The sequence below is a fragment of the Microbacterium altimontanum genome, from assembly GCF_058349865.2.
Genome location: NZ_JBYRJB020000013.1, coordinates 1 through 15,590, shown reverse-complemented (window position 1 = coordinate 15,590; position 15,590 = coordinate 1). Strand labels below are relative to the sequence as shown.

The window sequence follows — 15,590 nt, the reverse complement described above, 5'->3', positions numbered from 1 at the left end:
CGGGGTGCGAGTCAGGCGAGGATGTCGAGCCCGCCCTGGGCGGACGTGATGAGCCGGCCGATGGAGGTGGGGTACGGACCGCGGGCCGGTTGGCCACGGCCCGAATCGGACGCGTTCGGGCCCGCGCCGGAACCGTGCGCGGCCGTGCCGTCCGACCCCGTGCCGTTCGCGCCGGACCCGTTCGAGCCCGGTCCTCCCGAGCCCGGTCCGGCGGAGTTCGGGTTCCCGGCGCCGGCATCGCCGGTGGCGACCGACAGCGACGACTGGGGTGCCGCCGCGGCGAGGTCGCGGCGCAGGTCGACGAGGATCGCGCGCAGCGCATCCCGCCCCGCGTCGGAGGGCGCGTGCAGCTCGATGTGGATCGCGGCGCCCTGGATGTGGGCGCGGACGGTGACCGGGCCGAGGTTCTCCGGCGTCACGGTGAGCGTCACGCTGTGGTCGCCGTCGCCGGCAGCGGCGATCGACAGGACGGGGCCGGACACCTGCGGGAGCAGCACCTGCCGCGGCATCGGCTGTGCGGCCGCGGGAGCGGAGACGGGTGCGGTGGCGGCCGGCTGCTGAGCGGGCGGGACGGCGACCGGCGCGGCCGGAGCGGCACCGGCGTCGGAGGATGCCGCAGCCGAGGAGGGGGACCGGGATGCCCCGGTCGCCGGCGCCGCCGATGTCAGGCGCGAGGCGGAGAGGGTCGCGTCGACGGATGCCGAAGGCTGCGCGTCGGCGGGAGGGGCCGGAGTCGGGGTGGGAGCAGCTGCCGCCATGACCACGGTCGCCGGAACCGGGAACGCGCCGGCAGCGGAGCGGACGGCGGATGCGGCGGAGCCGTCCACGGTCGCGTGAGCCGCCGAGCCGCCCGCGACGGCGGCGCCGGGAGAAGCGGCGAGGTCGGCACCAGTCGCGGGCGAGCCTGCCTGGCCGCTTCCCGGCACGCGCTCGCCCTCCGGGGACGTCAGCGCCACCGCGGTCGCGGCCAGCTCGTCTGCCGCTGTCGGCGCGGCGGGGACGCTCCCGGCGGTCGCCGCGACGTCGCCGGTCGCTTCCGACACGGCAGGCGCGCCGCTCGCCGGCAGCGCAGCGTCGCCCGCAGCCCCGTCATCCGCGGCGTCGCCCGTGTCGGCCGAGCCGGGCGCCGTCGGCACGATGCCGAAGGTCGCTCCGGCCAGGAGCCCCTCCGCGCCGAGCGGCGTCGTTGTGAGGACGGGTGCCGCGGGCCCGGCATCCGCTGCTCCGCCGTCGGGAGCGGAATCGGCGGCCGACGCATCCGCCGCACCCTGACGAGGGGCGTCGCCGGTGAGCGCGGCGAACGGCGCCTGAGACTCCAGGGTGCCGAGGGCGGTCGCCACCGCGCTGCTGAAGGCTGCGGCCGATCCGATCTTGCCGGGCGCACGGCCGGGCATGGCGTCGGCGGACGCCGGTGTGGGAAGGATGCCGGCGAGGTTCATTCCTCTCCCCCCGACCGCACCGCCCGCCGGCCGGCGATCTCGTCGAGCTCGATCTGCTCGGCCCGCAGCTGCTCGGCCAGCCAGCGCCGCTCGTGCGCGTCGGCGAGCTTCGTGAGCCCCTTCGTCTCACGCCGCGCCTCGTGGTGCTCCGCCCGTGCGCTGGCGACGCCCTCCTGCTGCAGGGTCTGCAGCGCCGTCAGGTCGGCCAGCAGGCTGCGACCCGCCGCACGTGATGCGGCGAGGGCGGCGAGCGAACGCGCATCGCGCGGATCGTCGTCGGAGCCGCCGAGCGCGCGCCGCAGACGCTGCTCGCGTGCGGCGGTCTGATTCGCCTCGACGGTGGCACGGGCCAGGCGCTGCGCTGCGGCGCGCTCCTGCACCTGTCGCACCCGCAGCAGCCCCGCGAGCGAGAACATGCGTGTCATGCGGCACCTCCGAAGTTCGCGACGAGGGCGGCGAGACGCTGCCACGCCTCGGCGGGTGCCGAGACCTCGTCGAGGGGCTGAGTGAGGAACGCGGTGATCTCGCGCTCGTTGGCGACGGCCGCGTCGACCCGGGGGTTCGCGCCCGCCCGGTAGGCGCCGATGTCGATCAGGTCGTTGGCTTCGCGGCGAGCCGCCATGACGGAGCGCAGCGCCGTCGCGAGCGCACGCTGATCGGGAGTCGTGATCTTCCCCGCCACGCGCGAGATCGATCCCAGCACGTCGATCGCCGGGTGGTGCCCCGCCAGCGCGAGGGCACGGTCGAGCACGACGTGGCCGTCGAGGATCGAGCGCACCGCGTCGGCGATCGGCTCATTGTGGTCGTCGCCATCGACGAGCACCGTGTAGATGCCGGTGACCGAGCCGTCGCTGTCGGTCCCGGCCCGTTCGAGCAGGCTCGCGAGCACCGAGAAGGTCGACGGCGGGTACCCGCGTGTGGCGGGCGGTTCGCCGGCCGACAGTCCGATCTCGCGCTGCGCCATCGCGACGCGGGTCAGCGAGTCCATCATGAGCACGGCGTGCAGGCCGTCGTCACGGAACGATTCGGCGATGCGCGTGGCGGTGAACGCCGCCCGCATCCGGGCCATCGCGGGCTGGTCCGACGTCGAGACCACGACCACCGACCGGGCGAGCCCCGCCGCCCCGAGGTCGTCTTCGATGAACTCCCGCACCTCACGCCCGCGCTCGCCGACGAGCGCGATCACGGTGGCCTCGGCATCCGTCCCCCGCGCGATCATCGAGAGCAGCGACGACTTGCCGACGCCGGAGCCCGCGAACAGGCCCAGCCGCTGCCCCCGGCCGACGGTCGTCAGCGTGTCGAGCACGCGCACTCCGAGCGGCAGCGGCGAGCTGATGCGCTGACGCTGCATGGCCGGCGGCGGCTCGTGCGCGAGGCTCACGCGCGGAGAGGCGACAGGGCCCTTCCCGTCGAGCGGCCGGCCCAGTCCGTCGATGACGCGCCCGAGGAGCCCGGGGCCGATCGGAACCCGCAAGGGACCGCCGGTCGTCCGCACCGGGGTGCCGGCGGTGAGACCGGCGACCGGGGCGAGCGGCATGCAGCACAGCCCGTCGGGCTCGACGGACACGATCTCGGCGCGACCGCAGCCCTCGAGGTCGACGAGGTCGCCCACGGCGCCTTCGAGTCCGGCCACGTCGACGCTCAGGCCCCGCACGCGGGCGACGACCCCGACGCGCTCGGGCGCCGCCGCGTCGAGCACGGCGCTCCACCCGCTCATGACGCCTCCCCGGCGATGGCGCGGCGTGCCCGGTCGAGTGCGGCGTCCAGCCGGGCGTCGATGAATCCGTCGGGCAGCTCGACGACCGCGTCTCCGGGAGCGAGGGTGTCGTCGGCGACGAACTCGATCCGATCCGGCAGGTCCCCGGCGGGAAGCGACCGGATGACGGCGGGGTGCACGCGCACGGTGCGCGCGTCGCCGGCATCCGTCACCGACAGGATGCGTCGCGCAGTGACCATCGCCGCAGACTCGTCGCCCCGCAGCTCGCCCGCGACGAGGAGCTCGGCGAGCTCGACGGCGAGACCTTCGACCCGCTCCTGGGCGGCGGCCGTCAGGGCGTGCGCGTGAGCGTCGAGCGCCGCAGCCGCACGGTGCAGCGCCGCGACTGCCTCGTCGATGCGCCGCGCCTGCTCCGCCGCATCCATCGCCCGCTGCGCCTCGGCGCGCGCCTCTCGGGCAGCCGACTCCGCGGCGGCTGCCCGCATCCCCTCGGTGTGGCCCTGGGCGTAGCCGTGCCGTCGCGCACGCTCGCGGATCTCCTCGGCGCCGGTGCTGCCGAAGCGCGGGAAGGCCGCGTGCACGAAGGCGTCAGTAGACATACTCGTCCTCGTCCGTACGGCGTACCGAGACCTCGCCGGCCGCCTCGAGCGCGCGGATCGTCCGGACGATCTCGGCGCGCGCCTCCTCGACCTGCGACATGCGCACCGGTCCGAGCGTGCGCGTCTCCTCGTCGAGCGCCTCCCGGTTGCGCTCGGAGACGTTGCGACGGATGACGTCGGCGATCGCCGAGTTCGCGCCCTTCAGGGCCAGCGCGAGCGCGCGCAGGTCGATGCCGCGCAGCACGCGCTGGGTGTCGCGGTCCTCGAGCTTGACGATGTCGGCGAACGTGAACATGCGGGAGCGGATGGCCTCGGCCAGCGCGCTGTCACGGTCTTCGATGCTCGACAGCAGCTCCTTCTCCACGGTCGCATCGGAGCGGTTGATGATCTCGACGAGCGGTGCGACGCCGCCGAGCGTCTCCGGCGTCTCCCGGGCCGCCAGCACGCCGGTGCGGGCGCGCAGCGTCTCGCTCACGATCGAGATGGCCTCCTGCGTCGCGGTCTGCATCGTCGCGATCGACTGGGCGACGTCGGTGCGGGCGGGCTCCGGCAGCGCCGCGAGCACGGCCGACGCCTGTTCGGCCGGGAGGTGCGCGAGCACGAGCGCCGACGTCTGCGGCAGCTCGCCGTCGAGAAGGGCGGCGATCTGCGTCGGCGACGCCGCGTTCAGGAAGTCGAACGAGGTGCTCGAGCGGGAGACGCTCGCGCGGCTGAGCAGATCGGCGGCGCGCTCCGCTCCGAACGACGCCTCGAGCAGCCCGACGGCGACATCCCGCCCCCCGCGGGCGGGCGGCAGGTGCCCGTTCGTGAGGCGATGGAAGTCGCCGAGCGCGCGCGCGGTGGTCGCCGCATCGACGTCACGCATTGCGATGATCTCGGCCGTGATCGCCTCGGCCTCCTGCTCGGTGAGGTGCTTCATGACCTCGATCGCGAGCGGGCGTTCGAGATTCATGAGCACGACGGCGGCGGTCTGCCGCCCGGTCAGCGCGGTCATGCGTCCTGCCTCACGTCGATGAGGCCGCGCAGCAGCTCGGCGGTGCGCCGCGGGTCCTGCCGGCTGAAGGAGTCGAGCTCGGCCCGGCGGTACTCCAGGCTCAGCTGCTCGGGGTGCTCCGGCTCCTCGATGGTGAGCTGGACCGGCTCGGGCTCCGGCTCCGGCTCCTTCGGCAGGATCGCCGTCGACACCGTGGGCGACGTCGCTGCCGGCGCGGTGGCCAGCAGCGACCGCGGGCTGTCGTCGAGAAGCGACACGTACTCCGGCTCGGCGTCGGCTTCACGGCGTCGGCGGCGCCGCACGATGAGCGCGATGATCACGACCAGGAGCGGGACGGCGATCGCGGCCGCGATGATGAGCGAGCGCAGGAGCGCCGCCTGCCGCTCTGCCTCCGCCTCGTCCTTCGCCGCCTGCAGCGCGGCCCGGGCGTTGTCGGCGCCCGTGGCGTTGAACTCCACGACGTCCACCGTCACGGCGTCGCCGCGCGCGGTGTCGATCCCTGCAGCGGTCGTGACGAGCGAGCGCAGCTGTGCGACATCGAGCGAGCCGGCCGCGGCGGAGTCGATCGCGACCGAGACCGACTGCCGCTTCACCGACCCGGCCGGCGTGTTCGTGGTCTCGACGCTCTTGTTCACGACGTTGTTGCGCGTGATCTCCGACGACTGCGTCGTGCCGTCGGCGCCGTCGGAGGGGACGGCGATGTTGTCGGGCCCGAGCACTCCCGCGCCGTTCCCGCTGCCGGAGGAGGAGTTCGTCTTCGTGTGCTCGCTCGACGGGGGCGTGCCGGTCGCCGGGGTGTAGGTCTCGGCCTGGCGCTGGCTCGTCGACCTGTCGATCTCGGCGGCGACCGTCACGGTGGCGTGACCGGCCCCCACGACGCTGTCGAGGAGGCGCTGCACGTTCGCGGTCACCCGCTGCTCGTAGTCGCCGGCCGCCTGATCGGCGCCGGTCGACGCATCCGCCCCCGCCGCCGACAGCGTCTGGCCCTTCTGGTCGACGACCGAGACGTTCTCGGGCTTCAGGCCGCTGACGGCAGACGAGGCGAGGTGCACGATCGCCTCGACCTGACGGGGGCTGAGGGTGACGCCGGTCTTCGTCTCGACGAACACGGAGGCCGTCGGGTCGACCTTCTCGGAGACGAAGACGCTCTCCTCGGGGATCGCGAGGTGCACGGATGCGGCGCTGATGCCCTCGAGCGAGCCGATCGTGCGGGCGAGCTCGCCCTCGATCGCACGCTTGTAGGTGACGGATTGCTGGAACTCGGAGGTCGTCACCCCCATGTCGTCGAGGAGGGTGTACCCGCCGGGGCTCGCGCTGGGAAGACCGGCGGATGCCGCGGCCAGCCGCTGGTCGTAGACGTCCTTCTCGGGCACCAGCACCGTCGCCCCGCCGTCGGCGAGCTCGTACGACACTCCCGCCGACCGCAGCTGCTCGACGATGGCGTTCGCGTCGGACGCGCTGAGGCTCGTGAACAGCGGTGTGTACGTCGGCCGGGTCAGCCAGCTGCCGAGCGCCACGGCGCCCAGCACGAGCACCGCGACGCCGATGATCGCGATCGTGCGCTGCGCGATCGAGAAGCCCGCGATGGTGCTCCCGATGCGCCGGAACGCGCTGGTGACGGCGGGGGGCATCAGGCCTGCATCCGCATGATCTCGTTGAACGCGTCGACGCCCTTGTTGCGGACGGCGGCGACGAGCTCGAGGGTCACGGAGGCCCGGGTCGACGCGATCATCGCCGAGTGGATGTCGTTCAGGTCGCCGGTCACGGCGGCGACCTTGAGCTGGTCGGAGGTGTTCTGCAGTGCGCTGAGCTCGTCGACGGCTCCGCCGAGGTGGGTCGCGAAGCCGGAGCCGTCGCCCGCACTGGCCGCGGGGGCGGTCACAGGATCGGGCGTCGCGCTGAGGCCGGTGACGGCGCCGATGGCGGAGATCGCGGTCATGAGCTGCGTCCGATCTGCAGAGCGGATTCGTAGGTGTTGCGTGCGCGGTCGACGACGGCGGCGCTGGCCTGGTAGCCGCGCTGGGCGAGGATGAGCTGGCTCATCTGGTCGCCGAGGTCGATGTCGGGGTATCGGACGTAGCCGTCGGCGTCGGCGAGAGGGTGGTCGGGCTGGTAGGCGAGGCGCCCCTCCGGGTCGCCGAGCTCGATGCCGGAGACGTACACCCCGGGCGACTCGTCGCTCGTCTGCACCGCGACATAGCGCTCGCGGAACGCGTCGTCGCCGGGCGCGACCGCGGTGTTGATGTTGGCGATGTTGTCGCTGACGGCGTCGAGCCACTTGCGGTGGACGGTGAGCCCGGTGCCGGCGATGCCGATGGCGTCGAACGTCATGATGTCCTCAGCGCCGTGCGGATCGACGAGAACGACCCGTTCACCGCCTGGGTGGCGAACTGGTAGCGCAGCATCGTGTCGATGCTGGAGAGCGTCTCGGTGTCGAGGTTGACGTTGTTCCCGTCGAGCCGCGTCGGCTCGAGCGACTCGCCGACGGTGGCGGTCGCGGCACCCGAGCCCTCGGCGACCGAGGCCCGCAGGGCGTCTTCGAACTGCACCCGCTTGGCGTGGTAGCCCGGGGTGTTGACGTTGGCGATGTTGTCGGCGATCGCACGCTGGCGCAGTGACAACGCGTCGAGCGCGCTCGTCAGCGCGGTGAGGGTCACGGAATCTGCCACGGGTGACGTTTCTGTCGAGAGCGGGGCGGCCGATCCGTGGCCGATCTGTGAGCAATCCGTGCTCGGAGTCCTCTATCGGCCGGTGCTGCAGAAGCGTTAGAGGCTTCTCATGAGAAGTTTCAGCCCGTGGCGTCGAGGAAGCCCGGGGTATCGGCCTGTGTGCCCGGCACGAGGCGCAGTGCGGCGAGCTGGTTCTGCACTTCGTCGCGCTCGGCGGCGAGCCGGCGCATCCGGTCGTGCTGTCGTGCGAGCAGCCCCGCCGCCCGCTCGGCGAGGGCCTCGGGAAGCGGGGAGTCGGGAGCGGTCCACGGCCGCGGCGCCGCGTCGACCGCGAGGTCGCCCTCGAACCGGCCGAGCAGAGCGCTCCACGCGGCGTCGATCACGCGATGGCTCCGGCGAGTGACGCCGCCGCGGAGTGCCAGGCGTCGCGCAGGGGAGCGACGAGCTCGCGGCAGTCATGCGTGCGCTCGGCGTCGCGCTCGATGTTCGCGCCGATGAGCTCCTGCACGAGGTACGCGTAGAGCGAGTGCAGGCCGGCGCTGCCGTCCCACGCGTCGGTGAGCGAGCTGCGCAGTTCGGCGACGATCGCCTGCGCGTGCTGCAGCTGCACGTTCGCCTCGGGCCAATCGCCCGCGCGCTGGGCCGCCTCGGCGCGCTCGATGTCGAGCAGGAGCCGGTCGTAGAGCATCGTGAGAAGGCGCTCCGGCGACGCCGAGAGGATCGCGTCGTCGACATAGCGCTGCTGGGCGCGCAGGGCGGCGTTCATTTCGTGTCCTTACTCGATCCGGCGAGGCCATTGAGCTGTGACTGCAGGTATGACGACTGCGACTGGAGCTGCGAGAGCATCGTCTCGAGGTGCGCATACTGGCGTTCGAGCGTGGCCTTGCGCTGAGCGAGGCGCACGTCCCACTGGCTGATCTGGTCGCCGAGCGACTTCACCTCGCTCTGCTGCCCGGTGATCCGCGTCGTGAGCAGGCCGTCGTACTTGTCGGAGTACGTGACGGCAGTGTCCTGCACGCGGTCGGCGATCGCCGTGAACAGGGCGGTCGCCGCATCCGGGTCCTTCGCCATGGCGGCCGTGAACTTCTCCTGGTCGAACGAGAGCACGCCGTACCGGTCGATCGAGATGCCGATCGTCGAGGGCGAGACGCCGTCGACGGGATGCTGCACGGCGTCGGCGAGTGCGGTGCGCAGCGCGCGCACGGTGCTGTCGCCGGTGAACACGCCGAGGGTCGTGGTGCCGCCTGCCGCGTCGGCGACCGTCGCCTTCGAGCCGTTCGCGATGCCGGTGAGGATCTTGCCGATCTGCGCGACGAAGTCGCCGGCCGCCTTCGCGCGCGCCGCCGAGTCGGATGCGACGGTGACGGTCACAGGGGTGGCGGATGCGGCGGACACCGTCACGTCGACGCCCTCGAACAGTCCGGTGAACGTGTTGCCGGCGGAGGTCACAGTCTGCTCGGCCGCGGTGCCGGCCCACAGGCGCAGCTGGGCGTCAGCGCCTTCGGTGACGACGGCGGCGCCGGGCTCGGTGGCGACGTCGACGGCGGTGCCGGCTTCGGCCGCGGCGGTGTCGCCGCGGTAGACGCGGAAGGCGCCGGCGGCGCCCGACTCGGTGGCGGAGAGGCTCAGGCGATACGTCGGAGCGCCGTCAGCGTCGGTGCCGGCAGGGACGGCCGTGGCCGTGATGCCGACTCCGGCCTTCGTGATGGCGGCGGCGACGTCCTTCGGAGAGTTCGAGGCGGCGGTGATCTGCACGCGAGCGCCGGTGGCGTCTTCGAGCGTGAGGACCGGCGGGTCGTCGGGCCAGGCGGCCGTGGCGGCGGTGACCACGGTGTGGGTCTGCGCGAGACGGTCGACGACGATGTCGGTCGCGATCGGGGAGGCCGTGGAGCCGGCGGTCACGGTGACGCTGGATGAGGAAGAGGTCGCCGTGAAGCGGGCGAGGATGTCGCCGGATGCGGCCTTCTTGGCGGCGTCGGCGAGGGACTGCATCGAGGAGTTGAGGCTCTGCAGCTGCGCGATGATGCCGTTCTTGTCGGCCATCTTGCTGTTCAGTAGGTTGCGCGGGATCGCCTGGACGTCCATCAGCGACTTGATCAAGGCGGTCGTGTCGAGACCGCTGACGAGACCGTCGAGCGCGATTCCCATGGCTGCCTTCCTGTCGGCTCCGTCAACGAGCGAGAGTCGGGGTGACGGGCGGTTCGGCGCCCGTCACCCCGGGCCTGATCAGGCGAGTGACGGTGTCGTCACCCCACCTGGTTCGATCAGCGCAGCAGCTGCAGCACGCCCTGGTTGGCCTGGTTGGCCTGGGCGAGCATGGCGGTGCCGGCCTGCGACAGGATGTTCTTCGCGGTGAACTTCACCATCTCCGACGCCATGTCGGTGTCGCGGATGCGGCTCTCAGCGGCCGACAGGTTCTCCGCCGACACGTTGAGGCTGTTGATCGTCGACTCGAAGCGGTTCTGGATCGCACCGAGGTCGGCGCGGGCCGCCGAGATCGCCGTGATGTTGCGGTCGATCATCGCGATCGAGGCCTGCGCGTTTGCCGCCGAGTCGAACTTCAGGCCGCCGGTGACGGCCGTGCCTGCCACACCTGCGCCGAGGCCGGTGCCCGCGGTCGCGTTGTCCGCAGCAGCCAGCGTCCCGCCGTTGAGGGCCGTCACGACGATGCCGGTGCCCGCCCCGTTGGCGTCCTTCTGAACGGAAACGGAGAAGTTCGCGGCGAAGTCGGCGTCGGCGCGCAGCGCGGTGGCGTACTCCTCGACGCTCGAGAAGGAGCCGTGCGCTGCGAGCGTGGTCGTCGCGACCGTCGTGGTCTGTCCACCCTTGGTCACGGTGAACGAGGCCTCGCCCGCCAGGGTCGAGACGTCCGCGACAGCGAAGCTCGTGCCCGTGGTGGTGAGGTCGCCGCCCGCGAGCTCCTGGGCGATCGCCTTCACGTTCGCGCTGCCCAGGTTGACCGAGATCTGGCTGCTCGCGACTCCGTCGGCACCGACCTGGAACTTCAGCTGCGGCTTCGACCCGTCGAGCAGGTTGATGCCGTTGAAGTTCGTCGCGTCGGCGACGCGGCTGAGCTCAGAGACGAGCTGGCTCGCCTCCTTCGCGATCGCGTTGCGCGACTCGGTGTTGTTCGAGTCGCTTCCGGCCTGCACCGACAGGTCACGCAGACGCTGCAGGATGGAGTGGACCTCGGTCAGGGAGCCTTCAGCGGTCTGGATGACCGAGATGCCGTCCTGGGCGTTGCGGGCGGCGACGTTCATGCCGTTGACCTGCGAACGCAGGCCCTCGCTGATCGACAGGCCCGCCGCGTCGTCCGCGGCCCGGTTGATGCGGAGGCCGCTCGAGAGCTTCTCGAGCGACTTCGACAGGTCGTTCTGCGTCGACGCCAGGTTGCGGTAGGCGTTCAGGGCCGACACGTTGGTGTTGATCTGCATACCCATGGTGTTCTCCTCCGTGATCGGGTTTGCCGGAGCCCGTCCATGGGCTCCACCGACAGCTATCGGCCGGCCTCAGAAGTTCGTTAGACGCGTCCGCGAACTCGTCGCGACGCTCAGGCGATGCGAGCGGATGCGTCGCCGAACACCGCGGCGACGCGGCTTCCGCCGAGCGTGGCGACGCGGTCGAAGAAGGCGTCGCGTGCCGACGCCGAGACGCGCGAGACCGGGGCCGGCGTCTCGCCGTCGGCGAAGTAGCGGTCGAGCGCGTCGCGCAGCAGCCGCACGGCCTCCGCCCGCTGCTGCGAGACGGCGGAGTGCGAGACGCCGAGCTCTGCGGCGATCTCCTTGACCGGGCGCTCGTCGAAGTAGACGGCCCGGACGATCTCGCCCATTCGGTCGGGAAGGGCCGCGATCGCGCACTCGAGCACGTGCCGGCGCTCGCGCAGCATCGCCGACTCCTCCGGCAGCGGAATCTCGGCCGCGAGCTCGGCGGCCGCCGGGTCTTCCAGTGTGGTGACGGTCAGCGCGGCATCGGCGAGAGCCTCGGCCACGCTCTGCCGATCCGTGCCCATGGTCGTGGCGATCTCATCGACCGTGACGGTGCGGCCGAGACCGGCCGTGAGCGCCTCGCGTACCGCGAGCGTCTCCTTGATGCGCTTGCGGACGCCGCGCGATGCCCAGTCCATCGCACGCATCTCGTCGGCGAACGCCCCGAGTATGCGGCGACGGGCATATGCACCGAACGGGACACCGAGCGTCGGGTCATACGCATCCGCCGCCATCACGAGGGCGAGGGCGCCGACGGCAGCGAGATCCTCCCGGGCGATGTGCGTCGCGCGCGCGTGCATGTCGGAGGCCAGGTAGCCGACCAGCGGCAGATTCTCCACAATGAGGGTGTGGCGAGCGTCATCGGTGCCCATGCGCGCGTCCGTCTCTCTCTCGGTAGGGACGCGAGACTCCCTCCCCAGCGGAGGTCATCGGACCCGAAACATCCAATGCTCGGTACAGTACAGCGAAAATGAGAGATTTCCAATGTTCTGCGGAAATTACGAAATCGGCGTGATGGTCGATAGACACATCTGAGCCGTGATACGGCGGCTCGCCTGCTGGGGAGAGTGGAAGCGCATGGGTACGAACGAGCTGTCGATGCAGCTGTGGCGGGAACGCGAGCTGCTCGAGTTCCTGCTCTTCAAGCTCGAGGAGCAGGAGCTGCTGCTGGCGGCGGGACGGTCGCGCTGGATCCAGTTCGCGTCGCGCGAGATCGAGCAGGTGCTCGACCGGCTGCGTCTCACCGCGGCGGAGCGGGGCATCGAGTCGGCCGTCGTGGCCGAGGAGTGGGGTGCCCCCACGGATGCGTCGCTGCGCGACCTCGTCGAGCGGGCCCCGAACAGCGCCTGGCACGAGGTGTTCAGCGACCACCTGCGGGTCCTCACGCAGCTCGTGGCCGAGATTCAGCAGATGCGCGATGCGAGCACCCAGCAGCTGCGCGCCATCATGCTCGCGACGCAGGAGACCATCGCCGGGCTCGGCCACGACGGCGGCCAGTACACGACGCGCGGCGAGACGACGCGTGACGATGCGGCGCGCTTCGTCGACACGCAGGCCTGACCGGAGGAGATGATGTCGACTTTCAGCGGATTGTCCACTGCGGCCTCGGGCCTCGCCGCCGCCCGTCACGGCATCGACGTCGTGGGGCAGAACATCGCGAACCAGAACACCGTCGGCTACACCCGTCAGCGGCTGACCACGAGCGGGGTCGAAGCGCCGCAGACGCGGTTCAGTGCGGGCGTCACGGTCGGTCAGGGCGTTTCGGTCGACGGCATCGCCCGCCTGGGCGACGCGCTGCTCGACGCACGCGTGCGCGACACGCTCGCCGCTTCCGGGTTCTGGTCGGCGCGGGCGGTCGCGGCGACGAAGGCCGAGGCCGGTCTCGCCGAGCCGACGGCCGACGGGCTCTCGGCCCAGCTCACCGCGTTCTGGGCCGGCTGGCACGATCTCGCGAACACGCCTGATTCGGGAGCCGCCGCATCCGTCGTGATCGAGTCGGCGAAGCAGCTGGCTTCGCATATCGCGGAGGGGTACCGCGCCGTGACGTCGCAGTGGAACGCGACGAGGGCCGCCGCCGACGGCACGGTTGCGCAGGTGAACACGGCTGCCGATCAGATCGCGGCGCTGAACCGCGACATCCGTGATGCCCTCGCGTCCGGCGGCTCGGCGAACGAGCTGATCGATCAGCGGAACCTGCTCGTGCAGAACGTGTCGCGCCTGACCGGCGCGCGTGCGAGCGTCGAATCGGACGGCACGATGACCGTGCGGATCGACGGCAACGCCCTCGTGTCGGGCGTGGACGCCCGGCACCTGGTGATGACGGGAGCCGCCTCGCTCGAGGACGGGGTGCGGCCGACGCTCGGCTGGGACGACGGCTCGGACACCCCAGTGACGGTGACGGGGGGAGAGCTCGGTGGGATGCTGTCGGTCCTCGCGCCGGCATCGGAGGGTGGCACGCTCGCGCAGCTCGCCGACGGGTACAACGAGGTCGCGACGGCGCTCGCCACGACGGTGAACGGCCAGCATCGCGCGGGGGCGACGGCGTCGGGAGCGGCCGGAGGAGACTTCTTCGGCACGGCGGCGACCGGACCGGCGGCGCTCGGGCTGAGCGTCATCCCGACCACGGTGGCCGACCTCGCGCTCGCACGGCCTGGCGCCGGCGCGCTGGACGGTTCGAACGCCGACGCGATGTCGCAGCTGGGGCGCGGCGCCGGTTCGCCCGACGCGATCTGGACCGACCGAGTGTCGACCTTCGCCGTGGCGACGGCGGGCGACGTGCAGCGGGCGCGCGTCTCGGAGTCGACCACGGCGACGGCGGTGACCGCACAGCAGTCGGTCGCGGCGGTCGACGGTGACGAGGAGACGATCAGTCTGGTGACGTACCAGTCGGCGTACCAGGCGGCGGCGCGCGTGGTGAGCGCGATCGATGAGACTCTCGACGTGCTGATCAACAAGATGGGACTGGTCGGACGATGATCTCGCGGGTGACGGCGTCGTCGATGGCGCAGGCGAGCATGCGCAATCTGCAGGCGAACCTGGCGCAGCTGGCGCGTCTGCAGGAGCAGGCGAACTCGCAGCGCAAGTTCGCCGCCCCGTCGGACGATCCGGCGGCGGCGGCGACCACGCTGGGCGTGCATGCGGAGCAGCGGCGCAATGAGCAGTACGCGCGCAACATCAACGACGGGTTGGCGTGGGTGACGACGGTCGACAGCGCGATCTCGGCGTCGACGTCGCTGCTCGGCCGTGCGCGCGACCTCGTGGTGCAGGGCGCGAACGACGGGGCCCTGGATGCCACCGCGAAGGAGGCGCTCGCGGTGGAGATCGAGGGCATCCGGAGCGAGCTGATGGCGCGGGCCAACACGACGATGCTCGGAAGGCCGGTGTTCGCCGGGACGACGGATGCGGGGGCGGCGTTCGCGGCCGACTACAGCTTCAACGGCACGCCGGGCGCCGAGGTGCTGCGTCGGGTGTCGGACGGGACGTCGGTGCGTGTGGATGCCGACGGGGCGCAGGTGTTCGGGGAGGGCGCGACATCGGTGTTCGCGCTTCTCGATAATGTGGTTGCTGATCTGCGCGGGGGGACCAATGTCGGGCCGCGCCTGGGGGAGATCGACGAGAGGTTGACGGCAATGCGCAGTGCTCAGGGGGCCGTGGGGGCCCGCCAGGCGCAGATCGAGCGGGCGAAGTCGACGACGCTCGATGCGAGTGTGGCGTTGGAGGCGCAGCGGGCGGCCGTGGAGGATGTCGACTCCGTCGAGGTGCTCGTGCAGCTGCAGGCGCAGGAGCTGGTGTATCGGTCGGCGCTCGCCGTGACCGGCCGCGTACTGCAGCCCTCGCTGATGGACTTCCTGCGATGAGCGCGGTGCTGACGTTCACGGCGCCGCCTCCCGGGTTCGCGCCGCACACCGAGTTCGCGCTGGCCCCGCTCGAGGGCGCCGACGGGGTGTTCTCGATGCGGGCGCTGGACGACGACCGGCTGCGGCTGTACGTCGTGGAGCCGCAGATGGTCGTGTCGGACTACGCGCCCACGATCACCGACGAGCAGGCCCAGGATCTGTCGCTCGCCTCGGCGGATGACGCGGCGCTGCTGGTGGTGCTGCATCCCGCAGACGAGGGCGTGAGCGTGAACCTCATGGCTCCCGTGGTCTTCAACGCCGCAACGGGTGCCGCCGCGCAGGTGATCCTCGACGGGCAGGACTACCCGCTGCGCGCCCCGCTGGGCTGAGGCGCGGTCCCGGTTCGTCGCCCGCGCATCGACCGGTTATGATTGACCGACGCGTCCGTGCCTTCGGGTCGGATGCGGGGAGACGTCGCATAGTCAGGCCTAGTGCACCACCCTGCTAAGGTGGAGTCCCCTTACGGGGACCGAGGGTTCAAATCCCTCCGTCTCCGCCATTTTCCGGCTGATCAGAAGTGCTTTCTCAACCGGGGGAAGAATTCGGGAAATCGCCGGTGAGGGCGCGTGCTTCCTGGCGCGACGGCGGTCTCATCGGTCGAGCAACCTGCTCTCGCATCGAACCTCTACGGTAGCTGAGCTCACGGCGTCTCCGTCGGTATCTGAGCCCGCGTAAGTGGAGTCCCGCATAGTGGTGTAGCGCGCGGTGGCCGGTCTCGTCGGATGCGACGTAGACGCGGTCACCGTGTGATCCTTCGAGGAAACTCTCATATCCCACTCGAACGGAATCAT

18 protein-coding genes and 1 tRNA gene are annotated in these 15,590 nt (G+C 71.6%); 5 read left to right on the top strand and 14 right to left on the bottom strand.

The genetic code is table 11. From position 1 onward, the window contains the following. Positions 1-11 precede the first annotated feature (11 nt). The 14 genes from AC3RX1_RS17205 to AC3RX1_RS17140 all read right to left on the bottom strand — a co-directional run bounded on the left by AC3RX1_RS17205 (position 12) and on the right by AC3RX1_RS17140 (position 11,775). The gene (locus AC3RX1_RS17205; protein WP_491502431.1) at positions 12-1,439 is read right to left on the bottom strand and encodes a flagellar hook-length control protein FliK; all 1,428 of its coding nucleotides are present in this window, start codon (positions 1,437-1,439) and stop codon (positions 12-14) included. Then, positions 1,436-1,864, bottom strand: a complete 429-nt coding sequence (locus tag AC3RX1_RS17200; RefSeq protein ID WP_491502430.1) for a flagellar FliJ family protein — start codon at positions 1,862-1,864, stop codon at positions 1,436-1,438. The genes AC3RX1_RS17205 and AC3RX1_RS17200 overlap by 4 nt, the downstream gene beginning before the upstream one ends. Beyond that, complete coding sequence (locus AC3RX1_RS17195) at positions 1,861-3,156, bottom strand: FliI/YscN family ATPase (RefSeq protein ID WP_491502429.1); 1,296 nt, start codon at positions 3,154-3,156, stop codon at positions 1,861-1,863. The genes AC3RX1_RS17200 and AC3RX1_RS17195 overlap by 4 nt, the downstream gene beginning before the upstream one ends. After that, on the bottom strand, positions 3,153-3,755 hold the full coding sequence (locus AC3RX1_RS17190) for a FliH/SctL family protein (protein WP_491502428.1): 603 nt from the start codon (positions 3,753-3,755) through the stop codon (positions 3,153-3,155). The genes AC3RX1_RS17195 and AC3RX1_RS17190 overlap by 4 nt, the downstream gene beginning before the upstream one ends. Next, the gene (gene fliG / locus AC3RX1_RS17185; RefSeq protein WP_491502427.1) at positions 3,745-4,749 is read right to left on the bottom strand and encodes a flagellar motor switch protein FliG; all 1,005 of its coding nucleotides are present in this window, start codon (positions 4,747-4,749) and stop codon (positions 3,745-3,747) included. Before fliG ends, AC3RX1_RS17190 begins: the two co-directional genes overlap by 11 nt. Further along, the gene (gene fliF / locus AC3RX1_RS17180) at positions 4,746-6,380 is read right to left on the bottom strand and encodes a flagellar basal-body MS-ring/collar protein FliF (RefSeq protein ID WP_491502426.1); all 1,635 of its coding nucleotides are present in this window, start codon (positions 6,378-6,380) and stop codon (positions 4,746-4,748) included. Before fliF ends, fliG begins: the two co-directional genes overlap by 4 nt. Further along, complete coding sequence (gene fliE / locus AC3RX1_RS17175) at positions 6,380-6,688, bottom strand: flagellar hook-basal body complex protein FliE (RefSeq protein ID WP_491502425.1); 309 nt, start codon at positions 6,686-6,688, stop codon at positions 6,380-6,382. The genes fliF and fliE overlap by 1 nt, the downstream gene beginning before the upstream one ends. Continuing rightward, positions 6,685-7,080 carry a flagellar basal body rod protein FlgC gene (locus AC3RX1_RS17170; protein ID WP_491502424.1) on the bottom strand — a complete coding sequence of 132 codons (396 nt, stop codon included), beginning with the start codon at positions 7,078-7,080 and terminating at the stop codon, positions 6,685-6,687. Before AC3RX1_RS17170 ends, fliE begins: the two co-directional genes overlap by 4 nt. Beyond that, positions 7,077-7,418, bottom strand: coding sequence for a flagellar basal body rod protein FlgB (locus AC3RX1_RS17165; RefSeq protein ID WP_491502423.1), 342 nt, complete (start codon positions 7,416-7,418; stop codon positions 7,077-7,079). The genes AC3RX1_RS17170 and AC3RX1_RS17165 overlap by 4 nt, the downstream gene beginning before the upstream one ends. Before the next feature lie 119 nt (positions 7,419-7,537). Continuing rightward, complete coding sequence (locus AC3RX1_RS17160) at positions 7,538-7,801, bottom strand: hypothetical protein (protein WP_491502422.1); 264 nt, start codon at positions 7,799-7,801, stop codon at positions 7,538-7,540. Continuing rightward, positions 7,798-8,184, bottom strand: a complete 387-nt coding sequence (gene fliS, locus AC3RX1_RS17155) for a flagellar export chaperone FliS (RefSeq protein WP_491502421.1) — start codon at positions 8,182-8,184, stop codon at positions 7,798-7,800. Before fliS ends, AC3RX1_RS17160 begins: the two co-directional genes overlap by 4 nt. Continuing rightward, a complete protein-coding gene (gene fliD, locus AC3RX1_RS17150) occupies positions 8,181-9,566 on the bottom strand; it encodes a flagellar filament capping protein FliD (RefSeq protein ID WP_491502420.1) in 1,386 nt (461 codons plus the stop codon). The genes fliS and fliD overlap by 4 nt, the downstream gene beginning before the upstream one ends. Before the next feature lie 116 nt (positions 9,567-9,682). Next, positions 9,683-10,858, bottom strand: a complete 1,176-nt coding sequence (locus AC3RX1_RS17145; RefSeq protein ID WP_491502419.1) for a flagellin N-terminal helical domain-containing protein — start codon at positions 10,856-10,858, stop codon at positions 9,683-9,685. Between the two features lie 110 nt (positions 10,859-10,968). Then, a complete protein-coding gene (locus AC3RX1_RS17140; protein WP_491502418.1) occupies positions 10,969-11,775 on the bottom strand; it encodes a sigma-70 family RNA polymerase sigma factor in 807 nt (268 codons plus the stop codon). Positions 11,776-11,980: 205 nt separating this feature from the next. Between AC3RX1_RS17140 and flgN the strand changes: the two genes are divergently transcribed. The 5 genes from flgN (at position 11,981) to AC3RX1_RS17115 (ending at position 15,298) form a co-directional block, all read left to right on the top strand. After that, positions 11,981-12,463, top strand: coding sequence for a flagellar export chaperone FlgN (gene flgN, locus AC3RX1_RS17135; protein WP_491502417.1), 483 nt, complete (start codon positions 11,981-11,983; stop codon positions 12,461-12,463). Positions 12,464-12,475: 12 nt separating this feature from the next. Then, the gene (flgK, locus tag AC3RX1_RS17130) at positions 12,476-13,879 is read left to right on the top strand and encodes a flagellar hook-associated protein FlgK (RefSeq protein WP_491502416.1); all 1,404 of its coding nucleotides are present in this window, start codon (positions 12,476-12,478) and stop codon (positions 13,877-13,879) included. Positions 13,880-13,887: 8 nt separating this feature from the next. Beyond that, on the top strand, positions 13,888-14,760 hold the full coding sequence (gene flgL, locus AC3RX1_RS17125; RefSeq protein WP_491502415.1) for a flagellar hook-associated protein FlgL: 873 nt from the start codon (positions 13,888-13,890) through the stop codon (positions 14,758-14,760). Beyond that, on the top strand, positions 14,757-15,128 hold the full coding sequence (locus tag AC3RX1_RS17120) for a flagellar assembly protein FliW (protein WP_491502414.1): 372 nt from the start codon (positions 14,757-14,759) through the stop codon (positions 15,126-15,128). Before flgL ends, AC3RX1_RS17120 begins: the two co-directional genes overlap by 4 nt. 78 nt (positions 15,129-15,206) lie before the next feature. Continuing rightward, positions 15,207-15,298 (top strand) — tRNA-Ser (locus AC3RX1_RS17115). Positions 15,299-15,590: the final 292 nt, after the last annotated feature.

Excerpts from the sequence above, each read along its gene's own strand:
- fliG (WP_491502427.1), bottom strand. The coding sequence starts at position 4,749 with ATGACCGCGCTGACCGGGCGGCAGACCGCCGCCGTCGTGCTCATGAAT.
- AC3RX1_RS17170 (WP_491502424.1), bottom strand. The coding sequence starts at position 7,080 with ATGACGTTCGACGCCATCGGCATCGCCGGCACCGGGCTCACCGTCCAC.
- fliF (WP_491502426.1), bottom strand. The coding sequence starts at position 6,380 with ATGCCCCCCGCCGTCACCAGCGCGTTCCGGCGCATCGGGAGCACCATC.
- AC3RX1_RS17200 (WP_491502430.1), bottom strand. The coding sequence starts at position 1,864 with ATGACACGCATGTTCTCGCTCGCGGGGCTGCTGCGGGTGCGACAGGTG.
- AC3RX1_RS17120 (WP_491502414.1), top strand. The coding sequence starts at position 14,757 with ATGAGCGCGGTGCTGACGTTCACGGCGCCGCCTCCCGGGTTCGCGCCG.
- flgK (WP_491502416.1), top strand. The coding sequence starts at position 12,476 with ATGTCGACTTTCAGCGGATTGTCCACTGCGGCCTCGGGCCTCGCCGCC.
- AC3RX1_RS17205 (WP_491502431.1), bottom strand. The coding sequence starts at position 1,439 with ATGAACCTCGCCGGCATCCTTCCCACACCGGCGTCCGCCGACGCCATG.
- AC3RX1_RS17140 (WP_491502418.1), bottom strand. The coding sequence starts at position 11,775 with ATGGGCACCGATGACGCTCGCCACACCCTCATTGTGGAGAATCTGCCG.
- flgN (WP_491502417.1), top strand. The coding sequence starts at position 11,981 with ATGGGTACGAACGAGCTGTCGATGCAGCTGTGGCGGGAACGCGAGCTG.
- AC3RX1_RS17195 (WP_491502429.1), bottom strand. The coding sequence starts at position 3,156 with ATGAGCGGGTGGAGCGCCGTGCTCGACGCGGCGGCGCCCGAGCGCGTC.
- fliE (WP_491502425.1), bottom strand. The coding sequence starts at position 6,688 with ATGACCGCGATCTCCGCCATCGGCGCCGTCACCGGCCTCAGCGCGACG.
- fliS (WP_491502421.1), bottom strand. The coding sequence starts at position 8,184 with ATGAACGCCGCCCTGCGCGCCCAGCAGCGCTATGTCGACGACGCGATC.
- AC3RX1_RS17145 (WP_491502419.1), bottom strand. The coding sequence starts at position 10,858 with ATGGGTATGCAGATCAACACCAACGTGTCGGCCCTGAACGCCTACCGC.
- fliD (WP_491502420.1), bottom strand. The coding sequence starts at position 9,566 with ATGGGAATCGCGCTCGACGGTCTCGTCAGCGGTCTCGACACGACCGCC.
- AC3RX1_RS17190 (WP_491502428.1), bottom strand. The coding sequence starts at position 3,755 with ATGTCTACTGACGCCTTCGTGCACGCGGCCTTCCCGCGCTTCGGCAGC.